The organism is Bacillus cereus group sp. MG16 (genome assembly GCF_040459875.1).
Taxonomy (GTDB): Bacteria; Bacillota; Bacilli; order Bacillales; family Bacillaceae_G; genus Bacillus_A; species Bacillus_A paranthracis.
This window is the reverse complement of sequence record NZ_JARVHE010000001.1, coordinates 1,646,149-1,671,364: the sequence shown is the minus strand read 5'-3', so window position 1 is coordinate 1,671,364 and position 25,216 is coordinate 1,646,149. Positions and strand designations below refer to the sequence as shown.

Here is a 25,216-nt window from a genome sequence, read left to right as displayed (position 1 = left end):
TTCAATATACAGTTTTTAGAAATAAAAAATCAACTTTTCTTCCTCACTATACTTACATTAGGCCCTTTCTAAAAACTGTAATATGTAAGGAACATAGTAAAATTCCGTATTAAATATAGTCTATGTAAAAAAGCCCGCACTAATGTGCGAGCTTTTTTTATACTTATCGTTTTCCTTTTTCATAAGGAGTCCCTAATGCTTTCGGAGCTTCAGAACGACCTACAAAACCAACAAGCGCTAATATTGTGAATACATACGGCAATATCGTTAAGAATACACTTGGAATTTCTTTTAGTACTGGAATTGTACCGCCTGTTATTCCTAATGATTGAGCAAATCCGAAGAACAGAGCCGCTCCAAGAGCACCGAGTGGATTCCATTTACCGAAAATCATTGCTGCTAACGCCAAGAAACCTTGTCCAGTAATTGTAGCACCTGAGAAGTTACCAGAAATCGACATAGCGAAGACCGCTCCACCAACTCCTGCAAACATTCCAGATATAGCAACTGCAATATAACGCATTTTATATACGTTAATCCCCATCGTATCCGCTGCCATTGGATGCTCACCAACCGCACGAAGACGAAGACCGAACGGCGTTTTATAAATGATATACCAAACGACAAACGCTAAAATAATAGCAATATATGATGTTAACGGTACATTAGAGAAAAAGATTTTTCCGATTACCGGAATATCCGAAAGACCCGGAACATCGATTTTTTCAATGCGGTATTGAATGAAATCAGTTTGTCCTTTGCCAAAGATTTTCTTAATCGCAAATACTGTTAAACCAAGTGCTAAGAAGTTAATTGCTACTCCGCTCACTACTTGATCTGCACGGAATGTAATGGATGCTACTGCGTGAAGAAGTGCAAACAATCCACTACCAATTGCTGCAAATAATAATGCAATCCAAGGAGTCATCGATCCCCACGTATCACCCATTAATAACGTTGTAACAATACCAATAAATGCACCAAATAACATTAAACCTTCTAACGCTATATTTACAACTCCAGAACGTTCACTGAACACTCCACCTAACGCCGTAAAAATAAGTGGCGCTGCCGTATATAACGTACCCGTCACAAGAATGGCTAAAATATCTAAAAAGCTCATTTATTTCCCCTCCTTGCTCATGCGTGTAAGTGCCCAGCGTAAAACATAACTGCACGCTACAAAGAAAATAATACATGCAATAATAACGTTAATTAACTCCGAAGGTACATCTGCTTCGAAATTCATTTGTGGTGCTGCACTTTTCAAACCACCAAACAGTAAAGCCGCTAATAGTATACCAAATGGATTATTTCCGCCTAAAAGTGCTACCGCAATCCCATCAAATCCAATACCAGTAAACGAAGACATTGCTGTCATACTTTGGAATGTCCCTAATCCTTCCATAGCTCCACCAATTCCTGCAAAAGCACCAGCAATTGTCATTGATAATACAACATTACGCGATACTTTCATTCCTGCGTATTGAGAGGCATTTTGGTTAAAACCAACCGATTTTAATTCATACCCTAACGTTGTTCTATCTAATAAGAACCACATTACAATCGCAATGATAATAGCCACAACAATTCCCCAGTGTAAACGAGATCCATCTGTCAATGAAGATAACCAATCAGAAGCTAACGAAGCACTTGCTTGTACGTCATAAGATTTTTCATTACCTTCGTGGATAAAACGTTTAATAAGATCATACGTAACATAAAGTGCAATGTAGTTCATCATAATTGTAACAATTACTTCATTTACTTTAAGTTTCCCTTTTAAATATCCAGGTATAAAACCCCATAAACCGCCGACAATTGCCGCCACTAAAATAGATAACGGAATATGCAAAATTGCTGGTAACGACACTGCATATCCAAACCAAACAGCAGCGAGCCACCCAACTAATAACTGTCCTTCCACCCCAATATTGAAAAGACCTGTACGAAATGCAAATGCTACTGAAAGACCAGCTAATACAAGCGGAATCATCGTACGCAACGTCTCACCGATAGCTTGTGGATTGCCAACCATCCCTTCCCAAAGCGCGGCATATCCAACAATTGGATCATATCCACTAACTAACATTACAATGGCACCAACAAGTAAACCGAAAACTACGGATAACACAGGTACTAAAATATTAATTGTTCGTTCTGTTAAAAATTTTTTAGCCATTTGTGTTCACCTTCTCTTTCCCTGTCCCGCCGGCCATTAATAATCCAAGCTGTTGTTCATTTGTTTCTTTCGCATCGACAATCGCTACAATTTTCCCTTCATATATAACAGCCACTCGATCGCTTACATTTAAAATTTCATCCAGTTCTAAAGATAAAAGCAATACTGCCTTACCATTATCTCTCTGCTCAATTAATTTTTTATGAATAAATTCAATCGCACCTACATCTAAACCACGTGTCGGCTGTGCTGCAATTAATAAATCTGGATTACGATCTACCTCACGTGCAATAATTGCCTTTTGTTGGTTTCCACCAGATAGAGCACGAGCTAACGTTTGTTCACTAGGTGTACGTACATCAAACTGTTCAATAAGTGCTTTCGCTTTTTCTGTAATTTTACTAAAATTTAAAATCCCTTTCTTTGAAAATGGATTTTTATAGTATGTTTGTAAAACAATATTGTCCCGAACAGAAAAATCGAGAACAAGTCCGTGTTTATGACGGTCTTCAGGAATATGACCAATCCCCTCTTCTGTTATTCTTCGAACAGGCCAATTCGTTATTTCTTTTCCTTTAATTGCAATAGAACCTGACTCAACTTTTCGTAAACCAGTAATCGCCTCTATTAATTCACTTTGACCATTTCCATCAATCCCTGCAATCCCAACGATTTCTCCTGCACGAACAGTTAAGTCAAGGCCTTTTACAGCAGGTAACTTGCGCGTATCATGAACAATTAGGTTTGCAATAGATAGTACTTCTTCCATTGGTTTAGCTTCTATTTTTTCTGTTTTAAAATTCACTTGACGTCCGACCATTAACTCTGCAAGTTTATGCTCATCCGTTTCCGCTACATCAACAGTACCAATCCCCTTACCTTTACGAATAATTGTACAACGATCGCAAACTTCCATAATTTCTTTTAACTTATGTGTAATAAGGATGATAGATTTTCCCTCTTGCACAAGCTTTTTCATAATTTGAATCAACTCATGAATTTCTTGAGGAGTTAACACCGCGGTTGGCTCATCAAATATTAAAATCTCAGCACCACGATAAAGAGTCTTTAATATTTCAACCCTTTGCTGCATCCCAACAGAAATATCTTCAATTTTCGCATGTGGATCAACAGCCAAACCATACTGTTCAGATAATTGCTTAATTTCTTTTGCCGCTTCTTCAACAGCAATTTTCCCGTTTTTCTTCGGCTCATTTCCAAGAATAATATTCTCTGTAACTGTAAAATTATGAACAAGCATAAAATGCTGATGGACCATCCCAATACCAAGGTCATTTGCTATATTCGGATTTGTAATTTTTACAGGTTTTCCTTTAATTTTAATTTCACCTTGTTCTGGTTGGTACAAACCAAATAGTACATTCATCAATGTGGATTTCCCTGCACCATTTTCTCCAAGTAAAGCATGTATTTCTCCCTGTTTTACTTGCAGCGTAATATCGTCATTCGCTACAATGCCTGGGAATACTTTTGTAATATTGTTCATCTCAATTACGTATTCCATTTTGTTCCTCCTTTTAGCAGGGAACACTCCCTAATTACACTCTATTAAAAAAAGTATTTTTATATATGCAAAGGTTAGTTCTACGAACTAACCTTTGCTATTTCTCTATTATTATTTCTTTAGAGAAGCTTCATATGTTTTATATTCTTCGTCAGTTGCAGGGACTTTAATTTCACCGTCAGTGATTTTCTTCTCAAGCTCTTCTACTTTTGTTAAGATTTCTGGATTTACTTTTTTCACATTGTCAGTAGATTTCGCAATACCAACACCGTCATCTTTTAATCCGAATTCTTCTACTTTACCGCCTTTTAATTTACCATCTTTCGCTTCTTGTGCTACTTTTGCTACTGCAATATCAACACGTTTTACCATTGATGTTAAAGTTACGTTTTCAGGCATACCTTCTTGATTTTGGTCACGGTCAACACCGATTACCCAAACGTTTTCACCTTTTTTCTTACGGTTTTTCGCTTCTGTGAATACACCGTTACCAGTTGCACCTGAAGCATGATAAATTACGTCAACTCCACCACCGTACATTGCTGAAGCTAATACAGAGCCTTTTTCTGGTTTATCAAATGCATCAGCATATTGTGATACGATTTCGATATTTGGATTTACTGCTTTTGCACCAGCTTTAAAGCCTGATTCAAATTTTGTAATTAATGGGCTTTTTACACCACCAACAAACCCAACTTTATTTGATTTTGTCGTCATCGCTGCTACAGCACCAACTAGGAATGAACCTTCATGGTCTTTAAATGTAATACTTGTTACGTTTGGCTTCTCTACAACTGTATCTACAATCGCAAATTGCTCTTTTGGATATTGTTCAGCTACCTTTGCAATTGATTTTTCCATTAAGTAACCAATACCAAATGTTGTGTTATAATGATCTTTCGCAAATTTCGTTAAATTCGGGATATAATCCGCATCTTTACTAGATTGAAGATAACGATATCCTTCATTTTTCTTTAAGTCATTGTCTTTACCGAACTTCGTTAAACCTTCCCAAGCTGATTGGTTAAATGATTTGTCATCAACGCCCCCAACATCTGTAACCATACCAACCTTAAACTCTTTTTTGTCGCTACTCGCTTTATCCGAGTTACCACATGCACCTAACACCGCACTTGCTGCTAATGTTAATGATAATAAAAGACCTGTTTTTTTCTTCATACTAGAAACCCCTCCTGAAATGATTTGTCTATTTTTTTATACGCCGCTGTCCCTAACTTCTTGCTGTCACCTCCCTAAAAAGGAACTCACCTACATACGTTTTCTTAATACGTGGAAGCTAAACTTATCAGCTCTAAAGTAATTGATAGAATATAAGATTGGCTCATCATTTTGATCATAGTGCATTTGTTTTAACACTAGCAGTGCCGTTTCTGGTTCACATTCCAAAATCGGTGAGATTTTCGGATGATAGCCAATCGGCTCAATGTGAGCAACTGCGTATGTGATACGTTTGTGCGTATTGTTATGTATCACTGTAAGCAATGATTCTTCGTTGTATCCCGATAAATCTGGCAATATCTCTTTTGCAAGTTTATCGATACAATATACAACAGGTTCCCCATCTGCTGTACGCACACGCTCAATCATCACTGCATTAAAACCATCTTCACTATTAAACTTCTCTTTTTCTTCTTCTGTTAAACTTGTTGTAGATGATGATAAAAAGATAGTTCCTGGTGTTTTCCCCACACTAGAAATCATATCTGTAATACTAGAAAGTTGCTCAATCCCAGAAGAAAATAACGGCTTTGCATTTACAAATGTTCCTACACCATGTCTGCGAATGACAACATTTTCTTCTTCTAAAATACGCAGCGCTTCCCTTAAAGTCGCTCTACTTACACCAAGTTCTTTCGCTAAATCAAACTCTGATGGTAACTTTTGTCTTTCTTTGTAAGCCCCATCTTTAATTTTTTCTTTGATGTGATCAATCACCCGTAAATATAGGTGACGACTATCAGATTTTACTGACATAAGACTCCCCCGCATTTCAATTATTCGACCTCTGATGTAAGACTTCTTTTCTCTTTTTTCAACTTACAACATAATAAAAATTGCTAAATACTAAAAACAGGCATAATTGTCGAATAAATATTAATAATTTTTTAAGATGAAATTTTCACTCTTTACTGCATAAAAAAAACTTTGCACCACAAACATTCCTCATAGCGAGAAAAAGTTCGGCACAAAGATCTCTTACATCCTTTGTTACACACTTTTCCCCTCATAGTCTAGCAATTCATGGTTGCCAGGTAGAAACTTATGGACCTTATCTCCAAGATTATATGAGGCAGTGATTCTTTTCGAAGTAATCTTACCACTTGCTCCCATACGTGTCAACAAAATTTAACATTTTTCTACATTAAATATCGAACGTTCACAAAAAACCACACCAAAGTATTCGTATTCTAAAGAAGCACCTTAAATGTAAGCCCTTTCTTTGTCGCTGAATATAGTATATAACAAAACCAGCATATAAAAAAGCCTAATTGTAAAAACAATTAGGCTTTTTTTATGAACTTTTTTCTTGTACATCATTAATGAGCACTTCTCGTGGTTTACTACCTTCATACGGTCCTACTACACCATTCATTTCCATTGCATCAATTAATCGGGCAGCACGGGTATAACCAACTCTAAACCTCCGTTGCAACATAGAAACAGAGGCTGTTTGCATTTCCACTACGAGCTGAACTGCTTCATCATATAATTCATCTTCTACTTCCTGCTTCGTATCAGGAACATCTTGCGGAATCATATCTTCTTGATATTGCGCTTTTTGCTGACCAATAACATATTCTACAACTCTCTCAACTTCATCATCTGATAAAAAAGCACCTTGTACACGTACAGGCTTCGATGCACCAATTGGTATAAATAGCATATCCCCACGACCTAGCAGTTTCTCTGCACCACCGCCGTCAAGAATTGTACGAGAATCTGTTTGAGAAGATACAGCGAATGCAATACGTGACGGAATATTCGCTTTAATAACTCCCGTAATTACATCAACTGATGGACGTTGCGTTGCAATAATTAAATGAATACCGGCAGCACGAGCCATTTGCGCTAGACGCATAATCGCATCCTCTACATCCGACGAAGCAACCATCATTAAATCTGCTAACTCGTCCACAATTACGACAATATAAGGTAATTCCGGTTGTTTCGCTTCTGATTGATTATTATGCTCTTTTATATAATCATTATATCCTTCAATATTTCGCGTGCCACTATGAGCAAATAACTCATAACGACGCTCCATTTCACTTACAACTTTTTTCAATGCCTGTGATGCTTTTTTCGGATCCGTTACAACTGGTGTTAACAAATGAGGCACACCGTTATATACATTTAACTCTACCATTTTCGGATCAATCATCATTAATTTTACTTCATGTGGTTTTGCACGCATTAAAATGCTAACAATAATACCGTTAATACATACACTCTTCCCGCTACCTGTAGCACCTGCCACTAGTAAATGGGGCATTTTATTTAAGCGGGCTAATACAGCTTCACCTGTAATATCTCGTCCAAGACCAATCAGCAACTTCTCTTCTGGATGATTATTAGCCTTAGAATCAAGAACTTCCCTAAGTGTTACCATAGAAACTTCTGAGTTCGGAACTTCAATCCCTACAGCTGATTTCCCGGGAATTGGAGCTTCAATACGAATGTCCTTTGCAGCTAAAGCAAGCGCTAAATCATCACTTAAACCGACGATTTTGCTTACCTTTACTCCCATATCAGGATACACTTCATATTTTGTGACTGCAGGACCTCTATGTACTTTTGTTACTTTCGCTTTCACTCCAAAGCTTTGGAAAGTACGTTCTAATTTACGAGCATTCTCATAAATTTCCGCATTTTCATTTGTAACTTGCTTATTCTTTGGAAATTTCAATATATCAAGCGCAGGAAGCTTGTAATCTTTATTTTCTACATTTGAAAATTGCATAGGAGGTGCTTGTGTTTCCCCCTCTAGCGATTCAACGATTTTTTCTCCACGCTTTTTCTTCGGCTCTTCAACTGGTGGAGCCTCTTCAATAAACGGTGAAGTGATTAACTCTTCTTCCTCTACTTCAATTCGTTTATCCTCTTCTTCATTTACAGGATAATTCTCAGTGAAATTCGAAATAATCGGAGGATCAATTGAGATTTCTTCCATCGGCTCAATAATTTCTTCATGTTCTGCAGCACGTTTGCTCCTTGTGCTTCTTGTTGTTTTTTTCTTTTCTGTTTGTTCAGCCGTTCTTTTGGCTCTCCAATCTTTATAGTCCCCTTGCATCACTTGAAATTGACTTCTAAGAATTCTACCAACTGGAGCTAACACTTCTCCAATATGCTTATTTGTTATACAAAGTATACCGAGAATAACTAAAATAATACCAATAATATAAGCTCCTACTTCATCAAATAAGAAGTAACAAGTGGCGAACATAAGTGCACCAAACATGCCACCACCTAAATGAACGCTATCTGGCCCTTTTTTCATTTCAAGAAAGAAATTATCTTTCGTACTTACAATAACAGAAGTATTTTGCACTGCTCCATCTTTCGTAAGAAGGTTAAATAATGTAATATGACTAAACATTAATATCGCCAATACTATTAAATAAAAACCGATTAGCCGTTTATTTAAAAGGTTCGGCCATCCACGTTTTATAACGAATGAAACGGATAAAGCTATTATACCTAACACACCAATTATGTACCACTCACCAAAGAAGAAGCGAAAAAATAACACAAACGATTTTCCTACAACGCCTAGCTGTAAAATCGTAATGATTGAAAGTGCAAAAAGAGTTAAACCGACGATTTCATAATACAAAGTTGGCTTTATCGTACGTCTTGCCTTTGCCTTCGTCCCTCTTTGCTTTTGTTTTGCCATTTCTTCACCTCGTGATCTACATATAAGTAAAAATTCCTAAAAAACTCTGCTTATATGTTTGTTTTCTCTATTTTTTCAGGTCTTTATATCTTCTATTTTTACACTTCTTGTAAAATGTTAAATAAACAGAAGAAAGCAGCCCTCTCATGGCTGCTCAACCGTCTTGTTTTTTATATTATACCATAGCTTCTAAACAAAATCCTTCTTTTTGCTAAAAGGTTATTTTCTGTCCCGGCTCAAACTCTAAGTAGTGAAGCGGATCCGTACTTAACACGCGTACAATAGAATAATACCCATGTTCTTCTTCTGAAACCATTAATTCAACACCGTTTATATTTACGACTTTTTGACTTTCACATTGCGAATAATCGGCTGGATACACGAGTTGCTCTGGCATAATTGTATATAAAATCATTGTAACATTGTCCCTTCTGCATGATCATCCGCGCGACCATCTATTAATTCGTTTAATTTTCGAATCGCATTTCCGATACCACCGACATCATCTATAAGACCGTACTTCACTGCATCTCCACCAATTACATTCGTACCAATATCTCGCGTCAAATTCCCTTTCGCAAACATAAGCTCTTTAAAACGATCTTCCGTTACTTTCGAATGCTTCGTCACAAAGCGAATGACTCTTTCTTGCATTTTATCTAAATACTCAAATGTTTGCGGCACACCTATAACAAGACCTGTTAGACGAATCGGATGAATTGTCATCGTCGCAGTTTCTGCAATAAATGAATAGTCTGTAGAAACGGCAATCGGTACACCGATAGAATGCCCTCCGCCTAAAACTAAAGATACTGTCGGTTTTGAAAGTGAAGCGACCATCTCAGAAATTGCTAGCCCAGCTTCAACGTCACCACCAACTGTATTTAACACTAAAAGCAAGCCTTCAATTTTCGGATTTTGTTCAATCGCAACAATTTGCGGAATAATATGCTCATATTTCGTTGTTTTATTTTGCGGTGGCAACTGAACATGACCTTCCACCTGTCCAACAATTGTTAAACAATGAATACGTGATTCATTCATTTGCGGTACATTCGTTTGTCCAAGCTGCTGAATTTTTTCCACTATTGAAGCTTCTTTTCCGGTTTCTTTCGGCTCAGCCTCTTTCTCTTCATTTGTATAACGATCACGTTCTGTCATATCGCATCCCCTTTCACTCGTATATAATTAGTATTTCTTAAGTTATAAATTTCATTCGATAGAGTGAAAAAAGAAAAAAAATCACCCGTAAAGGTGATCTTTTTTATACTTCCATAATAATCGGTAAAATCATAGGTTTTCTCTTCGTCTCTTCGTACAAGAACTGTCCTAATAATTCACGAATATTTTGTTTTAACATAGACCATTCAATTGAATATTCTTTAATTGATTGCTCAACAATCATACGTACAATCTCTGTAGAACGGTCAATTAACGCTTCTGATTCACGTACATATACAAATCCACGTGAAATGATTTCTGGACCAGAGATAATTTTCTTTTCATCTTTACCCAGTGTTACAACAACTACTAATATTCCATCTTGAGATAACATTTTTCTATCTCGAAGAACGATATTACCAACATCACCTACACCTAATCCATCAATTAACACATTGCCAGCTTGCACTTTGCCAACTAAGTTCGCTTCATCGTCACCAAAACCAATTACATCGCCTTTTTCTACAATAAAGATATTTTCTCTTGCAATACCTACATCTTCAGCTAAGTATGCATGTGCTTTTTGCATACGGAACTCACCATGTACGGGTACAAAATATTTCGGTTTCATTAGATTTAACATTAATTTTAATTCTTCTTGGCTACCGTGACCTGAAACGTGAACTTTTCTTTCACCGTAATAAACAACTTCAGCTCCCGCTCTAAATAACAAGTCAATAATTTTCGATACAGATATTTCATTACCTGGAATTGGAGATGCCGCGATAATAACCGTATCACCTTTACGAATTGAAATTTGTTTATGAGCTTGTTTTGCCATTCTAGAAAGGGCTGCCATCGGTTCACCTTGGCTACCTGTTGTTAAAATAGCTACCTTTTTCTCTGGGAAATTGTCTACTTCTTGTAGTGAAATAACCATACCTTCTGGAACATCTAAATAACCAAGACGTCTTGCGATATCTACCACTTTCACCATACTACGTCCTACAACCGCTACTTTTCGTCCTGTTTCAGCAGCTGCATCAAATACTTGTTGAATACGATGTACATTCGATGCAAATGAAGCAACGATAATACGTCCTTCTGCGCCGTAGAACACTTTAGAAATTTCTACACCAACTTCTTTTTCAGAACCTGTATAGCCTGGACGCTCAGCATTTGTACTATCAGATAATAAGCATAGAACGCCTTCATTTCCGATTTGAGCCATTTTCCCAAGGTCTGCTCCACTATTTCCAATTGGAGTTTGATCGAATTTAAAGTCTCCCGTATATACGATCGCACCTTTTGATGTATGGAAACAAACACCAACAGAATCTGGAATACTATGTGTCGTTCCAAAGAATGACACCGTTGTAGTATTAAACTCTACTGTTGAATTTGAATCGATTGTTTTTAAATCTACACGGCCTAACATACCCGCTTCGCCAAGTTTTTCTTGTATAAGTCCTACCGTTAATTTCGTTGCATACACTGGAATTGATAATTTACGAAGTACGTAAACGATGCCACCAATATGATCTTCATGACCGTGAGTAATAAATAAACCTTTTACTCGCTCTTGGTTTTCTACTAAATATGTAATATCAGGAATAACGATATCAATTCCAAACATTTCATCTCCCGGGAACATTAACCCTGCATCTACAATAAAGATTTCAGAATCAATTTCAACACAGTACATGTTTTTCCCGATTTCACCTACTCCACCAAGAGCAAATACTTTAACAGACTCATTCTCTTTTCTCTTCATGTTGTTGCCTGGTTTAAAAATCTTTCAAACACTGATTTCACTAAAATTGCAGAGACACCAGGGAAACTCTACAACCACCATATATTCACCGTCCAAGACGAATGTCCTTACCGTTATGCGATATCATGTCCTTGTTTATTTTTTAAACCAGGTTTCACCTCTCTTTCATTATATAAATCAAATATCTTATTCGATATGATATGAAAATGTAATCAAATTATAATTTTTACCAATTTTGCTAAGCATACCCGTACTAAGCTACTTAGCCATATTATACCTGATACAAGAAATAGAACACAAGTTAAATCGTGCGAAAGAAAAAGTAAAAGAACGGAATTATAACAAAAGTATCAAATGGATTCCCTATTTATTTACTCCGATTTTATACTACCTATTATTTTGAAGAAATAACCATAAATACGCTAAATTTATTTCATAATATGGAGTTTCAAGACTTATTTTTCTAAAATTGAACAAAAACACTTACAAAATGGAGTTTTTTTATGAATTACATCATATTTGAAGGATTTTCTCTAAAAAACAAAACCGGTAGTTTATTATGTTCATACAAATGTTTATTCTATAATGACTATGATTTTTTAATTCCTTTAAAGGGATACGATTATTTTCTTTTACATGTTGCAATATATAATAAAGAACCGGTTAATGATCTTGTAAGAACACATATAGGTAAGATAAGAAAAAGATTTTCATACAAATAAAAAATGACCTAGTTCTACACTAGGTCATTTTTTATTAACGAGGGATAGATTGCATAACAGATTGTAACGTTACTCTTTCTTCTTCTGTTAACGGAAGAAGTGGTAAACGTACAGAACCTACATCTAATCCAACCATTTGTAATGCTGTTTTTACTGGTGTTGGGCTTGGCGCCATAAATAATGAATCCGTTACTCTTACAAGTAATTGATGTAATTTTTGCGCCTTCTTAAATTCACCTGCTTGGAACGCTGCAATCATTTCTTGCATTTCATTTCCGATAACATGAGATGCTACAGAAACGATACCTTTCGCTCCAACTGCCATAGCTGGTAACGTTAAACCGTCATCACCGCTGTATACTGCGAAGTCGTCCGCTGTTTTTTCAATGATTTCTGTCATTGTTAACACATCGCCGCCTGCATCTTTAATCGCAACAATGTTTTCTATTTCTGATAAACGAACAACTGTATCAACGGAGATTTGTACAATAGATCGTCCCGGAACGTTATATAGCATAACCGGAAGCGGCGTGCTTTCAGCAATTGCTTTAAAGTGCTGATACATTCCTTCTTGACTCGGTTTGTTATAATACGGTGCTACTAGCATTACTGCATCAACACCAACCTCTGTTGCTTTTTTCGTTAAGTCAATAGAAGCATGCGTATTATTGCTACCTGTTCCAGCGATTACGGGCACCCTTTTATCGACAACAGATACGACATGGCGATATAACGCTACTTTTTCTTCTGAAGTTAATGTAGGAGATTCTCCTGTCGTTCCTCCTACCACGATTGCTGTTGTACCGTTATCAATTAAATAATTTACCAATTTCGTTGTCTTTGCAAAATCGATATTGCCGTTTATATCAAACGGTGTTACCATCGCGGTTGCAATTGTCCCAAAATCTATCATGGTCTCACTCCTTATTGTTCCAGTTGCTTTTCTTTTGAAAGCTCAAACGCACTATGTAATGCATTTACAGCCTCCACTAAATCAGTTTCTTTTACAAGAACCCAAATAGTTGTATGACTATCTGCTGATTGCAGAATTTGAATACCTTTTTCAGCTAAAGCTGTAACGATTTTCGCAGTAACCCCTGGGTATCCTGCCATTCCAGCTCCTACAATAGATACTTTCGCACAATGCTCTGTCACAATTGGCTCATATCCAAGGTTTTGTAATAGTTCAACTGCACGATTTGATACATTATCACTCACCGTATAAGCTACCCCAGTAGGTGAAATGTTAATTAAATCGACACTGATTCCTTCATTCGCCATTTCTTTAAACACATGCTGCTGCAAATCATATGCTGTTTCTTTTGCAAGTACTTTAATTTGCGTCACATTTGATACATGTGCAATACCTGTAACAGGACGTTCTTCTACATCACGGCCTTTTGTAGCGCCGTCAGATGCTGAAATAAGCGTACCTTCACTATCAGAGTACGTAGAACGTACACGAAGCGGTACTTTTGCATGCATCGCAATTTCAACTGCACGTGGATGAACGACTTTTGCACCTTGGTATGCCATGTTACAAATTTCGTTATACGTTACAGTTTGAAGATGACGTGCATCTTTTACAATGCGAGGATCCGCAGTCATCACACCTTCTACATCTGTGAAGATATCGATATATTCAGCATGAAGCGCAACACCTAAAGCTGAAGCTGAAGTATCACTACCTCCGCGTCCAAGTGTTGTCGTATCACCTTTTTTCGTTTGTCCTTGGAATCCTGTCACAACGATTACATCTACATTTTCTAGCTCTTCGTGTATACGATCACAATTCATTTCAATAATCTTAGCATTTGTAAAATCATCATTTGTTACAAAACCAGCTTGTGCACCATTTAATGCCGCCGCTTTTATACCGTTCTCATTTAACATGTTAGAGAAAACGATTGCTGAGATTAATTCTCCGCATGATAATAATAAATCTTGCTCACGATTAGAAATGTGAGATTCCTCTTGATTTACAAGACTTAACAACGTATCAGTTGCATATGGTTCACCTTTACGGCCCATAGCAGATACGACAGTCACTACTTTATAACCCGCATCTAGCGATTTTTTTATATGATGAAGCGCATGCTTACGTCCATTTTCATCACGTACAGATGTGCCACCAAATTTTTGAACAATAATTTTCATATTTTGCACCTTCTCTTAGCCGTTTACACTAATTGTAATTTTACTAAGCGCTCTGCAATTTGAACAGAATTCCATGCAGCGCCTTTTAATAAGTTATCAGATACGACCCAAAGATGGAATCCTTTATCGTTATTTAAATCTTTACGGATTCTTCCAACGAATACTTCGTTTTTACCTACTGCAGTAGCTGGCATTGGATATAATTGCTCTTCTGGGTTATCTTGCAGAACGATACCTTCCGCATTTGCAAGTAAGTTCTTTAATCCCTCTACTGTTACGCCCTCTTTTTCTACTTCAATGTAAACAGACTCAGAGTGACCTGATACAACTGGTAAACGTACACATGTTGCCGCTACTTCTAGCTCTGGCATATGCATAATTTTTTTCGTTTCATTAATCATTTTCATTTCTTCAAATGTAAATCCATTATCTTGGAACTTATCAATCTGTGGAATCGCGTTGAAAGCAATCGGGAAATGTTTCTTATCACCTGATACAGGTAAAACATTCGCCTTCACTTCTTCACCATTTAAGATTGCTTGTGATTGTTCATGAAGTTCTTCAATCGCTGCCGCACCAGCACCTGATACAGCTTGATATGTGGAAACGATTACTCGTTTTAAACCATATTGCTGACGAACTGGCTCAAGAGCTACTACCATTTGAATTGTAGAACAGTTTGGATTTGCAATAATACCGTTATGTTCTTTTAAGTCGTTTTCATTTACTTCAGGTACAACAAGTGGCACGTTTTCTGTCATACGGAATGCACTTGTATTATCAACAACAATCGCACCGCGCTTTGCTGCTTCTGGCGCTAATTGTTTTGATACAGATCCACCAGCACTAAATAGTGCGATATCTACTCCTTCAAAACTTTCAGGAGTTGCCTCTTGAACTGTAAATTCTTCGCCTTTAAATACAAGTTTCTTACCTGCAGATCGTTTAGATGAAAGTAACGTTAACTTCCCGATTGGAAATTCTCGTTTCTCTAAAGTATTTAACATTTGTTCACCAACTGCGCCGGTCGCTCCAACTACAGCGACATGAAAAGTTTTTTGCTTTTCCATCACTATGCCCCTTTCTAGATACCAATCCTTCTATAACTTAGAATGAGAAGGAGTATAGAATACCCCTTCTAATCTTAATAACGTTAATTTTATCATATTCTACAGTAAGAATGATGGTTTCATCAAAAATTGTCCGTTTTTTTTCGTTTTTTAATTCATATATCTGAATTTTTCTACGACAACCGGTTGCAATTGCTTCCCTTGCAGCGCTTCTAATACTGTATCTTCAAGCAGCTCCATGCGTGCTACCATTGAGTTCGGTTTTTTCTCTGGTGCGTCTTGACCGAATGGGACGAAGTAGATGTTTTTTGTGGCCATTAGGCGCATGAGATTTACTCCATTAAGCCCTAAAGCATCATTCGTCGAAACGGCCAATACGACAGGCTTGCCATTTCTTAGCGTCGCTTTTGCTGCCATTAGTACTGGAGAGTCTGTCATTGCATTCGCAAATTTACTCATAGAATTTCCTGTTAAAGGAGCAATTACCATACAATCTAATGGGATTTTAGGTCCAAGTGGTTCTGCGCCAACGATTGAATTAATCGCTTTAAAACCTGTTACTTCTTCAATCTTTTTAATCCATTCTGCCCCTTCGCCAAATCTCGTATTTGTTGATTGAACAGTGTAAGAAACAACTGGACGCACTTCAGCTCCCTCAGCAATTAACTTTTCTAAATGAGGCATTACTTCTTCGTACGTACAATGTGAACCAGTAAAACCAAACCCTATTCTTTTCCCTTTTAAATTCATTCCCCATTCTCCTTTCTTGCGATTACATCTTCTGCTAATAACTGAGAAAGAACGTTCGCTAAAATTTGTCCTGCTGTTTTTGGAGCAACAATACCTGGTAATCCAGGTGCTAACAGCGCTTTAACTCCCCTTTTTTCCGCATATCTAAAGTCGGTACCACCTGGTTTAGAAGCTAAATCAATTACTAACGTATGGGCCGGCATTTTTGAAATGACATTTGCTGTCACAACGAGATGCGGAATTGTATTAATGACAATATCGATATCCCCTACTTCTTTCTCAATGTCCTGCATATGAAAAGGAGAAAACATCATTTCTGTAATACGTGCAATATGTTCCGATCGTCTTGCTCCAACTTTGACATGGGCTCCTAATGATTGAAATGCTCTGGCAACGCTCATCCCTGTTCTACCAAATCCTAAAACCATTACATTAGAACCATGAATTGTATAGTCGGTATGTTGAATTACCATCATTAATGTACCTTCTACAGTTGGTATAGAATTGTAGATTGCCACATCATCACGATCAAATAATTTAATTAGTTTACGGTTTGTAGTAGATACGAGATTTTCCAAGTAAGGCGTACCAATACCTGAATATATAGTAAAATGTTCTGGTGTATTTTCAATTTGTTCTTTCGTTATAGAAACTTTTTCGTTTGAAAAAATAGTATCTACTTCTCCCTTGGCATTTGTACCTGCAACTGGCAAAATAATTGCATCTACAGAAGTGAAATCTAAATTTTGTATACTTTCTTTTGCTGCCCCTGTGAAGCCATGGTCTAACTGATCAAACCCTATCAATGAAAGTTTCGCATCCAATTCAACGAGCTTGCGAATTACTTCTAGCTGTCTTGCATCTCCTCCTATGACAGCAATATGCATCTCAGTCAACATTCCCTAATTCACCTTCTTTTTCTGTCATTTATAAGAAAAGTGCCTACTTTTTCTTTTTCCTCCACATCATATGTAATGTACGAGTTTTAGGTGATTGAAAAACAAAAAGCACCTATCATGTATCCCGCTATTTGTATGTAGGAAGGCCCTACCTCAAAATTCGGCATAGGAAAAGATATTCTGTTGGATTTTGCTCTGAGTAAAATGAACAAAAAAAGATGACCAAAATGGCCATCTTTCACTTCGAATTTGAACGATCTGTAATATCGCAAAGAATCATATCATGACCCACTTTTTTTATTTGACTCCATGCTACTCTTATTTCTTGTGGTTCCTTTTTAAAACCTCCCCATTTCCCAGCAGGTATAATAAGAGCCTGTATTTGTCCATCCTTCTCATCAATCTCTAAATCCACATAACCTAAACCCCCCATTTTTTCTGCTCTTTCTAAATTAACAATTTCTTTCCCACTTAGTTCACTTAATCGCATACTCTCTCCTCCTACCCAAATTATTCATTTAAGTTATCCATAATTAGTACCTATTCTATATACCCATAAAAAATAACCGTATCTCATTTAAAAGAGATACGGTTATTTTTAAATCATATATAGTAATTACAGTTTTATTCCTTTTGGAAGTTTTCCATCTGGACTAATTAATGCTGCAGAAAATTCATCTGTAAACATGTTACGAATTAACTCATCTACATTTTCTTTTGTTACAGTGTTTACACTTTCAATAATCTCATCAAGTGAACGGTGCTTACGAAGTAGCAATTCATTTTTACCATTACGGCTCATACGACTATTCGTACTTTCTAAACTTAACATTAAGTTTCCTTTTAATTGTTCTTTACTATTCATAAGCTCTTTTTCTGTAATACCTGTATTTTTCAATGTTTCTAATGTTTCTTGCATTGTTTCATACAGTGTATCTAATTGTTGGCTACCTGTTCCACCATAGAGCGTTAACATACCTGTATCTTCATAAGAAGAATGGTAAGAAAAGACTGAGTAAGCTAACCCGCGTTGCTCACGTACTTCTTGGAATAAACGGCTACTCATACTACCGCCTAAAACGTTATTTAATACAATTAAGTTATAAATATCTTCGTGTCCCATTTGTAAGCCTTTATATCCTAAACATAAATGAGCTTGTTCTGTTTCCTTTTTACGTGCTACCTTATTAAAATGGAAAATTGGGCTATGTACTTGTTCACGGTTTGTCGTTCCTTCATAACTACCGAAATATTGCTCTACTGTTTGTAAAAAGGCTTCATCAATATTTCCTGCAATTGATACAACTACATTTTCAGGTGTGTAATGATCCTTAATATATTGACGTAGCGTATCACCTGTAAACGTATTAAGCGTTTCTTCTGTTCCTAAAATAGGATATCCAAGCGGATGCGTTTCATATGTTGCTTTCGTTAACATATCATGCACAATATCATCTGGAGCATCTTCGTACATTTTAATTTCTTCACATACGACATTCTTCTCTTTTTTCAGTTCTTCTTCATCAAATGTTGAATTAAAGAACATATCTGCTAATACATCTAAAGCATATTTAGCATGCTCATCTAGCACTTTTGCATAGTAACAAGTGTATTCTTTTGAAGTAAAAGCATTCACTTGCCCACCAATGCTATCAAATGATTCTGCAATTTCACGTGCACTACGTGTTTCTGTTCCTTTAAAGAACATATGCTCTAAAAAGTGAGAAATCCCGTTATTTTTTTCATTTTCATTTCTTGATCCTGCATGGATCCAAATACCAATCGCAACCGATCTTACAGTTGGTATATTCTCCATAACTATTCTTACACCATTTTTACAAGTATATTTTTTAATCAAAAACTTTCCTCCTACTGCCAGTTTCTCTAAATAAGTGCTATTATTTAATGATAACAAGTTTAAGGATGAATGTCATGCAAATGTATTTAATCTACACGTTTTTCATCCAGTAATTCTGTTATATTCCCTACTTTGTATCCTTGTTCCTTCAATTTTGTAATCATTGTATCTAATGCTTCTGTTGTGGACGAAGTAGGATGCATTAATACGATAGCACCTGGATGTATTTTTCTCATTACTCTCTGCAATAGTACACCTGGCTCAGGTCGCTTCCAATCAATTGTATCAACAGTCCACATAATCGTTCCCATTTGAAAATCATCTGCAATTTTCACGACTTCATCCTGAAAACTTCCACTTGGCGGTGCAAACCATCTTACCTTTTGATTCGTAGCTGCTTCGATCATTCGATTTGTTTTTTGTAACTGATCTCTTATTTCATCAGACGATAACGTTTTCATATTAGGGTGTGTGTAAGAATGATTTCCAACTTCTTGATTTGCATCGACAATCATTTTTGCAAATCGTAAATTTTCTTTCACCCAACGTCCTTCTAAAAAGAAAGTCGCCTTCACATCATGTTTTTTCAATATTTCTAATATACGAGGCAAATACTCATTTCCCCATGCCACATTTATTGTTAACCCGACCATCTTTTTATCCGGATGACCTCTATAAATTGGTGCTGGTGATAAATCTTCTAAGTGGACACTCGGTGATACTTCCTTGAATTCAAGATGTTTTTGATCAAACTGCTTTAATTTCTTCATATTGTTATAGGATGCTTCCATATCAACTTGTCTTCCATTATATCCTGGTGTTGCTTTCCATATCTTATCAATCATCGCATTTTGCGGTGCAATCTCATATTGTTTTGCATGCTTTTGAATTTCTTCATATAAGTGATCCTGTGCAAAAACAGAATAAGAACCTGCACTGACATATAAAAAGAATATACATATGTATGCCAATATACGAGTTTTCATATAAACCCTCCCATTAACTATATAAAAAACCATTTTCCTTCTTATCTTTGTTAATTTGAGCGTTATAATGAAAACTATACCTATACTGACATAAAAATATATGCAAATCATATTTTTACATAACAAAAAAAGCCAGTTAAACTGGCTTTTGCTTATTGCTGCTCTTGTTTGTTTTCTTCTTTAGCAGCTTCTTTTTCTTGCTCTTCTTTTAGCAATACTTTTCTAGATAAATTCACGCGACCTTGCTTGTCAATCTCGATAACTTTAACTGTAATTACATCACCGATTTTCACAACGTCTTCTACTTTACCTACACGCTCAAGTGCAAGTTCAGAAATGTGAACTAATCCGTCTTTACCGCTGAATAATTCAACGAAAGCACCGAATTTCTCAACACGTTTCACTTTTCCTTCGTAGATTTCACCTACTTGTACTTCGCGAACGATATCCTCGATAATTTTCTTAGCTTTGTCGTTCATTTCTTGATTTATTGAAGAAATGAATACTGTACCATCTTGCTCGATGTCAATTTTAACACCAGTTTCTTCAATAATTTTATTGATTTGTTTACCGCTTGGTCCGATAACGTCACGGATTTTATCCGGGTTAATTGTCATTGTAATAATCTTTGGAGCGTACGCTGATAATTCAGTGCGTGGCTCTGCAATTACAGATAACATATGATCTAGAATGTGCATACGACCAACTTTCGCTTGTTGTAATGCCTCTTCTAAAATTTCACGAGATAGACCATCGATTTTAATGTCCATTTGTAGTGCAGTTACACCGTGTGCTGTACCTGCTACTTTAAAGTCCATATCACCTAAATGATCTTCCATACCTTGAATATCAGTTAAAATTGTGTAATGCTCACCTGATTTAACTAGGCCCATTGCAATACCTGCAACTGGAGCTTTAAGTGGAACACCAGCATCCATCATTGCTAAAGTACTACCACAAATACTCGCTTGTGAAGTAGAACCATTTGATTCTAATACTTCAGATACAAGACGTACTGTGTATGGGAAATCTTTTTCAGACGGAATTACAGGCTCAAGAGCACGTTCTCCTAGTGCACCGTGACCAATTTCACGACGACCCGGTCCACGCATTGGTCTTGTTTCACCAACACTAAATGATGGGAAATTGTAATGGTGCATAAAGCGTTTTGATTCTTCTACACCAAGGCCATCTAAAATTTGCACATCGCCTAATGCGCCTAATGTACAAATACTTAATGCTTGTGTTTGTCCACGTGTGAATAAACCAGAACCGTGTGTACGAGATAAAATGCCAACCTCTGATGCTAATGGACGGATTTCGTCACCTTTACGGCCATCTGGGCGGATTTTCTCAACTGTAATAAGACGACGTACTTCTTCTTTTACAATTTTATATAAAATCTCATTTACTTGTCCTAATGTATCAGCATCAGCTTCTTGCGCTTCGTAATGCTCAATTACACGCTTTTTCACTTCGTTAATTGCATCTTCACGTGCATGTTTCTCATGTACTTGAATTGCAGAATGCATATCCTTCTCAGCCATTTCACGTACAGCTTGGTTAAGATCAGCGTCAACTTCATAAAGTTTCACTTCTGATTTCTCTTTACCTACAGCTTGTACAATCTCTTCTTGGAATGCAATTAGACGTTTAATTTCGTCATGACCAAACATAATTGCTTCTAACATTGTTTCCTCAGGCACTTGATCTGCTCCTGCTTCAACCATGTTAATTGCATCTTTCGTACCAGCTACAACAAGGTGAATATCACTTTGTTCTTGCTGTTCTACTGTTGGGTTGATAACGAATTCGCCGTTAATACGACCAACTGTTGCACCCGCGATCGGACCTTCAAATGGAATGTCTGAAATCGATAACGCTAATGAAGAACCAAGCATAGCTGCCATTTCAGAAGAACAATCTTGATCAACACTCATTACGATGCTGACAACTTGTACTTCGTTACGGAAACCATCTGCGAAAAGTGGACGAATTGGACGGTCGATTAAACGACTTGCCAAAATTGCTTTTTCACTTGGACGACCTTCACGTTTAATGAAACCGCCAGGAATTTTTCCGACTGCATATAAACGCTCTTCATAGTTTACTGTAAGTGGGAAGAAATCTACATTTTTTGCTTCTTTTGATGCAGTTGCTGTAGATAGAACCGCTGTATCGCCATATCTTACTAATACTGCTCCGTTCGCTTGCTTTGCAAGCTGACCTGTTTCAACTGTTAGCTGGCGACCAGCTAAATCTATCGAGAAGACTTGCTTTTCTTGACTCATTTAAGTACCCCTCTCAATTTAAAGTATTCAATTCTTCTATGTAAATGGATAGTATATCACAATATTCTACCTCTAGTATTACCGAAAATGAAGTAAGCTATAAAGAGTAGAAGATATATTTTTACCTAACAAAAAAGCGGGAATATTCCCGCTTCTTTGACTATCGACGTAAGCCAAGCTTTGTGATTAATTCACGGTAACGTGTGATATCGCTATTACGAAGGTAAGTTAGTAAGTTACGACGTTTACCAACCATCTTTAATAGACCACGACGTGAATGATGATCTTTCTTGTGAGTACGTAAGTGCTCGTTTAGAGTGTTAATTTGCTCCGTTAGGACAGCAATTTGAACCTCTGGAGAACCAGTATCAGTCTCATGAGTTCTAAATTGTGCAATGATTTCATTTTTACGCTCTTGTGTTAAAGCCATCCTATTTCACCTCCTATTAATTAAACCCCCGATTACCTAGCAAGCGTCGGTGAGTCGCAATGCCAAGCAATGGTTGTCATAAAGTACATAACATAGAATACTACTTTTCATTTGAAAAAGCAAGTATATTATTTTCGTTCGCAAAATATTCTTGTGCTGTTTTCTTATCTTTTGCGATTTGTTCAACTAACTCATCGATGCCATTGAATTTCTTCTCTTCTCTTATACGCATATGCCACTCTACTGTAACATTTTGATCATATATGTCTTTGTTAAATTCAAATAAGTGCACTTCAATAGATAGTTGGCGCTCATCTTCTTTAAAGGTTGGTTTATATCCAATATTACATACACCATCGTACCATTCATCGTGAACTTTTAATCTCACTGCATAAACACCTACAGGTGGTAATAGATACTCATCACTTAAACCTACATTAGCTGTTGGGAAACCAATTTGACGTCCACGTTTATCACCGTGTACAACCGTTCCTCCTACTGTATATGCTCTACCTAAAATAGATGGAATTTGCTCCATTTCGCCATTTCGAATTAACTTTCGTAATGCCGTAGAACTTACTTTCTCTTCTTGAAATTCAACTTTTTCAATCACAGTCTGTGTAAACTCCCCTCTTGCATGAAATGGTAAAGTCTCCATCTTTCCTTTTCCTAAACGTCCATATGAATAATCAAACCCTGCTACTACATGCTTTACATTTAAACCAATAATATAATCATCTACAAATTGTTGTGGCAATAAGCCTGCAAATGATTCATCGAATTTAACAACATATAATATATCGATTCCTAAACTCTCGACTATTTTTTCTTTATCACACATTGGTGTAATATACTCGGCATGCGCTTCTTTTTTACCTAAAACAACAGATGGATGCGGATAAAATGTCATAACTGCACTTTTATATCCCTTTTCATCCGCTATTTGTTTCGCAGTTCGAATCACACATTGATGTCCTAAATGAATGCCATCAAAAAATCCTAATGCCATTACAGTAGGTGGTAATTCTAATTTATTTTGTTCATGTGGATGAGTTAAATGAATAAGTTTCACGCTTGAATTCACCTTTTTCTGTAATAATCCTTCCAATAATTCATTATAGCTTTAGTTCTTGATTATTCACAAGTACTTTCATCGGCTTTAGCATACCAGGGTGCTTTGGATGGTGCTCATAAATTGCAAGGCAGTGATCGTTTTTATCAAACACTGTTATAAACGGCGCCGTTATTTGCAATTCATTTTTTAAGAACATACCATTTTTTATTTTTTCTGCTTGCTTTTCATCTACAACCATTTTCGGGAATTTACTTAATGCTTCATCAATTGAAATGAAGATAGACTCTACTGTTCCATTTTGCACGTTTTCCTCAATTTCTTCAAATGATATGCAATCCTCTAATAAAAATTCACCAGAAGCCGTTCTTACAAGGTGAGACATATGTGATGGAAAACCAAGTTTTTCACCAATCATTACCGCTAATGTTCTTACATATGTTCCTTTACTACACGTTACACGGAAACGGAATGAAATATTTTCTCCTTCAAACACTTCACGATCATCTAGTAATACAAATTCATGAATTGTAATTGTACGAACTGGACGTTCAACCTCTTGTCCTGCTCTTGCATATTCATATAATTTTTTCCCGTTAACCTTTACAGCCGAAAACATCGGAGGCATTTGCTCAATCGTACCTGTTAATGCGGCAAGAGCCTCCTCCACTTCTTTACGAGTAATAACACGATCTACATGTTTCGTTTCCACAACTTCACCTGAAGCATCTTCAGTTGTTGTTGAAAACCCTAATGTTACTTCACCTTCATATGTTTTCGTTTCACTTGTTAAAAATTGTGCAATCTTCGTTGCTCGTCCAACACAAATAGGCAATACTCCTGTTACATCTGGATCTAATGTTCCTGTATGACCAATTCGTTTTTCACGCAATATCTTTCTTAATTTAAATACACAATCGTGTGATGTCATGCCTTTTGGCTTATGTAATAATACTACACCTTCCATATATGTTCACCTCATCGTAATTCTTTCATAATCATTACCTAAAACTTATTTTACATTGAAAAAATGGATAGACAAATGTCTATCCATTATTCTTCACGTTTACCTTCTTTATTAATTTCATGTAAAAGTGTATCAATTCGATGACCATATCCGATAGATTCATCAAATTCAAAGGAAATTTCAGGCGTTTTACGAAGACGAATACGTTGGCCAATTTCTGAACGAATGAAGCCTTTTGCCTTCGCTAAACCTTTTAATGTACTTTCTTTCTGCTCTTCATCACCTAAAACAGAAATATACACTGTAGCAATTTGTAAATCTCCACTCACTTGTACATCTGTTACAGTAACAAATCCGACACGTGGATCTTTAATTTTACGACTGATGATGTCGCCTAATTCTTTTTTCATTTGCTCGCCTACACGGTTTGCACGTAATTTCATAACTCTTCACCTCA

At 36.5% G+C, this 25,216-nt stretch carries 22 protein-coding genes and 1 riboswitch; all 22 genes read right to left on the bottom strand.

From position 1 onward, the window contains the following. Positions 1-163 precede the first annotated feature (163 nt). The 22 genes from QCI73_RS08755 to rbfA all read right to left on the bottom strand — a co-directional run bounded on the left by QCI73_RS08755 (position 164) and on the right by rbfA (position 25,202). Positions 164-1,123 (bottom strand): ABC transporter permease, encoded by a 960-nt coding sequence (locus QCI73_RS08755; RefSeq protein WP_000008842.1) that lies wholly within the window; start codon positions 1,121-1,123, stop codon positions 164-166. Further along, on the bottom strand, positions 1,124-2,182 hold the full coding sequence (locus QCI73_RS08750; RefSeq protein ID WP_001074499.1) for an ABC transporter permease: 1,059 nt from the start codon (positions 2,180-2,182) through the stop codon (positions 1,124-1,126). Then, positions 2,175-3,707, bottom strand: a complete 1,533-nt coding sequence (locus tag QCI73_RS08745; RefSeq protein ID WP_000456919.1) for an ABC transporter ATP-binding protein — start codon at positions 3,705-3,707, stop codon at positions 2,175-2,177. Before QCI73_RS08745 ends, QCI73_RS08750 begins: the two co-directional genes overlap by 8 nt. 111 nt (positions 3,708-3,818) lie before the next feature. Further along, positions 3,819-4,886 carry a BMP family lipoprotein gene (locus tag QCI73_RS08740; RefSeq protein ID WP_000730591.1) on the bottom strand — a complete coding sequence of 356 codons (1,068 nt, stop codon included), beginning with the start codon at positions 4,884-4,886 and terminating at the stop codon, positions 3,819-3,821. Positions 4,887-4,976: 90 nt separating this feature from the next. After that, the gene (locus tag QCI73_RS08735; protein WP_000114176.1) at positions 4,977-5,702 is read right to left on the bottom strand and encodes a GntR family transcriptional regulator; all 726 of its coding nucleotides are present in this window, start codon (positions 5,700-5,702) and stop codon (positions 4,977-4,979) included. 233 nt (positions 5,703-5,935) lie between these two features. Next, a riboswitch (purine riboswitch) is annotated at positions 5,936-6,037 on the bottom strand. Between the two features lie 203 nt (positions 6,038-6,240). Then, positions 6,241-8,622 (bottom strand): DNA translocase FtsK, encoded by a 2,382-nt coding sequence (locus tag QCI73_RS08730; RefSeq protein ID WP_353822759.1) that lies wholly within the window; start codon positions 8,620-8,622, stop codon positions 6,241-6,243. 211 nt (positions 8,623-8,833) lie between these two features. Continuing rightward, the gene (locus QCI73_RS08725) at positions 8,834-9,037 is read right to left on the bottom strand and encodes a YlzJ-like family protein (RefSeq protein WP_000605027.1); all 204 of its coding nucleotides are present in this window, start codon (positions 9,035-9,037) and stop codon (positions 8,834-8,836) included. After that, on the bottom strand, positions 9,034-9,783 hold the full coding sequence (gene tepA / locus QCI73_RS08720) for a translocation-enhancing protein TepA (RefSeq protein WP_000139814.1): 750 nt from the start codon (positions 9,781-9,783) through the stop codon (positions 9,034-9,036). The genes QCI73_RS08725 and tepA overlap by 4 nt, the downstream gene beginning before the upstream one ends. Before the next feature lie 103 nt (positions 9,784-9,886). Continuing rightward, positions 9,887-11,557 carry a ribonuclease J gene (locus QCI73_RS08715; protein ID WP_000823085.1) on the bottom strand — a complete coding sequence of 557 codons (1,671 nt, stop codon included), beginning with the start codon at positions 11,555-11,557 and terminating at the stop codon, positions 9,887-9,889. 756 nt (positions 11,558-12,313) lie between these two features. Next, the gene (gene dapA, locus QCI73_RS08710) at positions 12,314-13,192 is read right to left on the bottom strand and encodes a 4-hydroxy-tetrahydrodipicolinate synthase (protein WP_000564761.1); all 879 of its coding nucleotides are present in this window, start codon (positions 13,190-13,192) and stop codon (positions 12,314-12,316) included. An 11-nt stretch (positions 13,193-13,203) separates the two neighbouring features. Further along, on the bottom strand, positions 13,204-14,436 hold the full coding sequence (gene dapG / locus QCI73_RS08705) for an aspartate kinase (protein WP_000692473.1): 1,233 nt from the start codon (positions 14,434-14,436) through the stop codon (positions 13,204-13,206). A gap of 23 nt (positions 14,437-14,459) precedes the next feature. Continuing rightward, complete coding sequence (asd, locus tag QCI73_RS08700; protein WP_353822758.1) at positions 14,460-15,506, bottom strand: aspartate-semialdehyde dehydrogenase; 1,047 nt, start codon at positions 15,504-15,506, stop codon at positions 14,460-14,462. A gap of 150 nt (positions 15,507-15,656) precedes the next feature. Continuing rightward, a complete protein-coding gene (gene dpaB, locus QCI73_RS08695) occupies positions 15,657-16,256 on the bottom strand; it encodes a dipicolinate synthase subunit B (protein ID WP_001049480.1) in 600 nt (199 codons plus the stop codon). Then, positions 16,253-17,155, bottom strand: coding sequence for a dipicolinic acid synthetase subunit A (gene dpaA, locus QCI73_RS08690; RefSeq protein ID WP_000954733.1), 903 nt, complete (start codon positions 17,153-17,155; stop codon positions 16,253-16,255). The genes dpaB and dpaA overlap by 4 nt, the downstream gene beginning before the upstream one ends. Before the next feature lie 238 nt (positions 17,156-17,393). Beyond that, on the bottom strand, positions 17,394-17,645 hold the full coding sequence (locus QCI73_RS08685) for a YlmC/YmxH family sporulation protein (protein ID WP_353822757.1): 252 nt from the start codon (positions 17,643-17,645) through the stop codon (positions 17,394-17,396). Between the two features lie 126 nt (positions 17,646-17,771). Beyond that, a complete protein-coding gene (locus tag QCI73_RS08680; RefSeq protein WP_000592994.1) occupies positions 17,772-19,013 on the bottom strand; it encodes a M16 family metallopeptidase in 1,242 nt (413 codons plus the stop codon). Between the two features lie 86 nt (positions 19,014-19,099). Continuing rightward, on the bottom strand, positions 19,100-19,999 hold the full coding sequence (locus QCI73_RS08675; RefSeq protein WP_353822756.1) for a polysaccharide deacetylase family protein: 900 nt from the start codon (positions 19,997-19,999) through the stop codon (positions 19,100-19,102). A gap of 152 nt (positions 20,000-20,151) precedes the next feature. After that, on the bottom strand, positions 20,152-22,290 hold the full coding sequence (gene pnp / locus QCI73_RS08670) for a polyribonucleotide nucleotidyltransferase (protein WP_000076746.1): 2,139 nt from the start codon (positions 22,288-22,290) through the stop codon (positions 20,152-20,154). A gap of 160 nt (positions 22,291-22,450) precedes the next feature. Then, positions 22,451-22,720, bottom strand: coding sequence for a 30S ribosomal protein S15 (gene rpsO, locus QCI73_RS08665; RefSeq protein WP_001229392.1), 270 nt, complete (start codon positions 22,718-22,720; stop codon positions 22,451-22,453). A 100-nt stretch (positions 22,721-22,820) separates the two neighbouring features. Further along, positions 22,821-23,792, bottom strand: coding sequence for a bifunctional riboflavin kinase/FAD synthetase (gene ribF, locus QCI73_RS08660; RefSeq protein ID WP_000766710.1), 972 nt, complete (start codon positions 23,790-23,792; stop codon positions 22,821-22,823). A gap of 43 nt (positions 23,793-23,835) precedes the next feature. Continuing rightward, complete coding sequence (gene truB, locus QCI73_RS08655; RefSeq protein ID WP_353822755.1) at positions 23,836-24,759, bottom strand: tRNA pseudouridine(55) synthase TruB; 924 nt, start codon at positions 24,757-24,759, stop codon at positions 23,836-23,838. An 86-nt stretch (positions 24,760-24,845) separates the two neighbouring features. Further along, positions 24,846-25,202: a 30S ribosome-binding factor RbfA gene (gene rbfA / locus QCI73_RS08650; RefSeq protein WP_000776443.1), complete on the bottom strand. Its 357-nt coding sequence runs from the start codon at positions 25,200-25,202 to the stop codon at positions 24,846-24,848. Between the last annotated feature and the right edge of the window lie 14 nt (positions 25,203-25,216).

Excerpts from the sequence above, each read along its gene's own strand:
- QCI73_RS08755 (WP_000008842.1), bottom strand. The coding sequence starts at position 1,123 with ATGAGCTTTTTAGATATTTTAGCCATTCTTGTGACGGGTACGTTATAT.
- QCI73_RS08750 (WP_001074499.1), bottom strand. The coding sequence starts at position 2,182 with ATGGCTAAAAAATTTTTAACAGAACGAACAATTAATATTTTAGTACCT.
- QCI73_RS08745 (WP_000456919.1), bottom strand. The coding sequence starts at position 3,707 with ATGGAATACGTAATTGAGATGAACAATATTACAAAAGTATTCCCAGGC.
- QCI73_RS08740 (WP_000730591.1), bottom strand. The coding sequence starts at position 4,886 with ATGAAGAAAAAAACAGGTCTTTTATTATCATTAACATTAGCAGCAAGT.
- QCI73_RS08735 (WP_000114176.1), bottom strand. The coding sequence starts at position 5,702 with ATGTCAGTAAAATCTGATAGTCGTCACCTATATTTACGGGTGATTGAT.
- QCI73_RS08730 (WP_353822759.1), bottom strand. The coding sequence starts at position 8,622 with ATGGCAAAACAAAAGCAAAGAGGGACGAAGGCAAAGGCAAGACGTACG.
- QCI73_RS08725 (WP_000605027.1), bottom strand. The coding sequence starts at position 9,037 with ATGATTTTATATACAATTATGCCAGAGCAACTCGTGTATCCAGCCGAT.
- tepA (WP_000139814.1), bottom strand. The coding sequence starts at position 9,783 with ATGACAGAACGTGATCGTTATACAAATGAAGAGAAAGAGGCTGAGCCG.
- QCI73_RS08715 (WP_000823085.1), bottom strand. The coding sequence starts at position 11,557 with ATGAAGAGAAAAGAGAATGAGTCTGTTAAAGTATTTGCTCTTGGTGGA.
- dapA (WP_000564761.1), bottom strand. The coding sequence starts at position 13,192 with ATGATAGATTTTGGGACAATTGCAACCGCGATGGTAACACCGTTTGAT.
- dapG (WP_000692473.1), bottom strand. The coding sequence starts at position 14,436 with ATGAAAATTATTGTTCAAAAATTTGGTGGCACATCTGTACGTGATGAA.
- asd (WP_353822758.1), bottom strand. The coding sequence starts at position 15,506 with ATGGAAAAGCAAAAAACTTTTCATGTCGCTGTAGTTGGAGCGACCGGC.
- dpaB (WP_001049480.1), bottom strand. The coding sequence starts at position 16,256 with ATGAATTTAAAAGGGAAAAGAATAGGGTTTGGTTTTACTGGTTCACAT.
- dpaA (WP_000954733.1), bottom strand. The coding sequence starts at position 17,155 with ATGTTGACTGAGATGCATATTGCTGTCATAGGAGGAGATGCAAGACAG.
- QCI73_RS08685 (WP_353822757.1), bottom strand. The coding sequence starts at position 17,645 with ATGCGATTAAGTGAACTAAGTGGGAAAGAAATTGTTAATTTAGAAAGA.
- QCI73_RS08675 (WP_353822756.1), bottom strand. The coding sequence starts at position 19,999 with ATGAAAACTCGTATATTGGCATACATATGTATATTCTTTTTATATGTC.
- pnp (WP_000076746.1), bottom strand. The coding sequence starts at position 22,290 with ATGAGTCAAGAAAAGCAAGTCTTCTCGATAGATTTAGCTGGTCGCCAG.
- rpsO (WP_001229392.1), bottom strand. The coding sequence starts at position 22,720 with ATGGCTTTAACACAAGAGCGTAAAAATGAAATCATTGCACAATTTAGA.
- truB (WP_353822755.1), bottom strand. The coding sequence starts at position 24,759 with ATGGAAGGTGTAGTATTATTACATAAGCCAAAAGGCATGACATCACAC.
- rbfA (WP_000776443.1), bottom strand. The coding sequence starts at position 25,202 with ATGAAATTACGTGCAAACCGTGTAGGCGAGCAAATGAAAAAAGAATTA.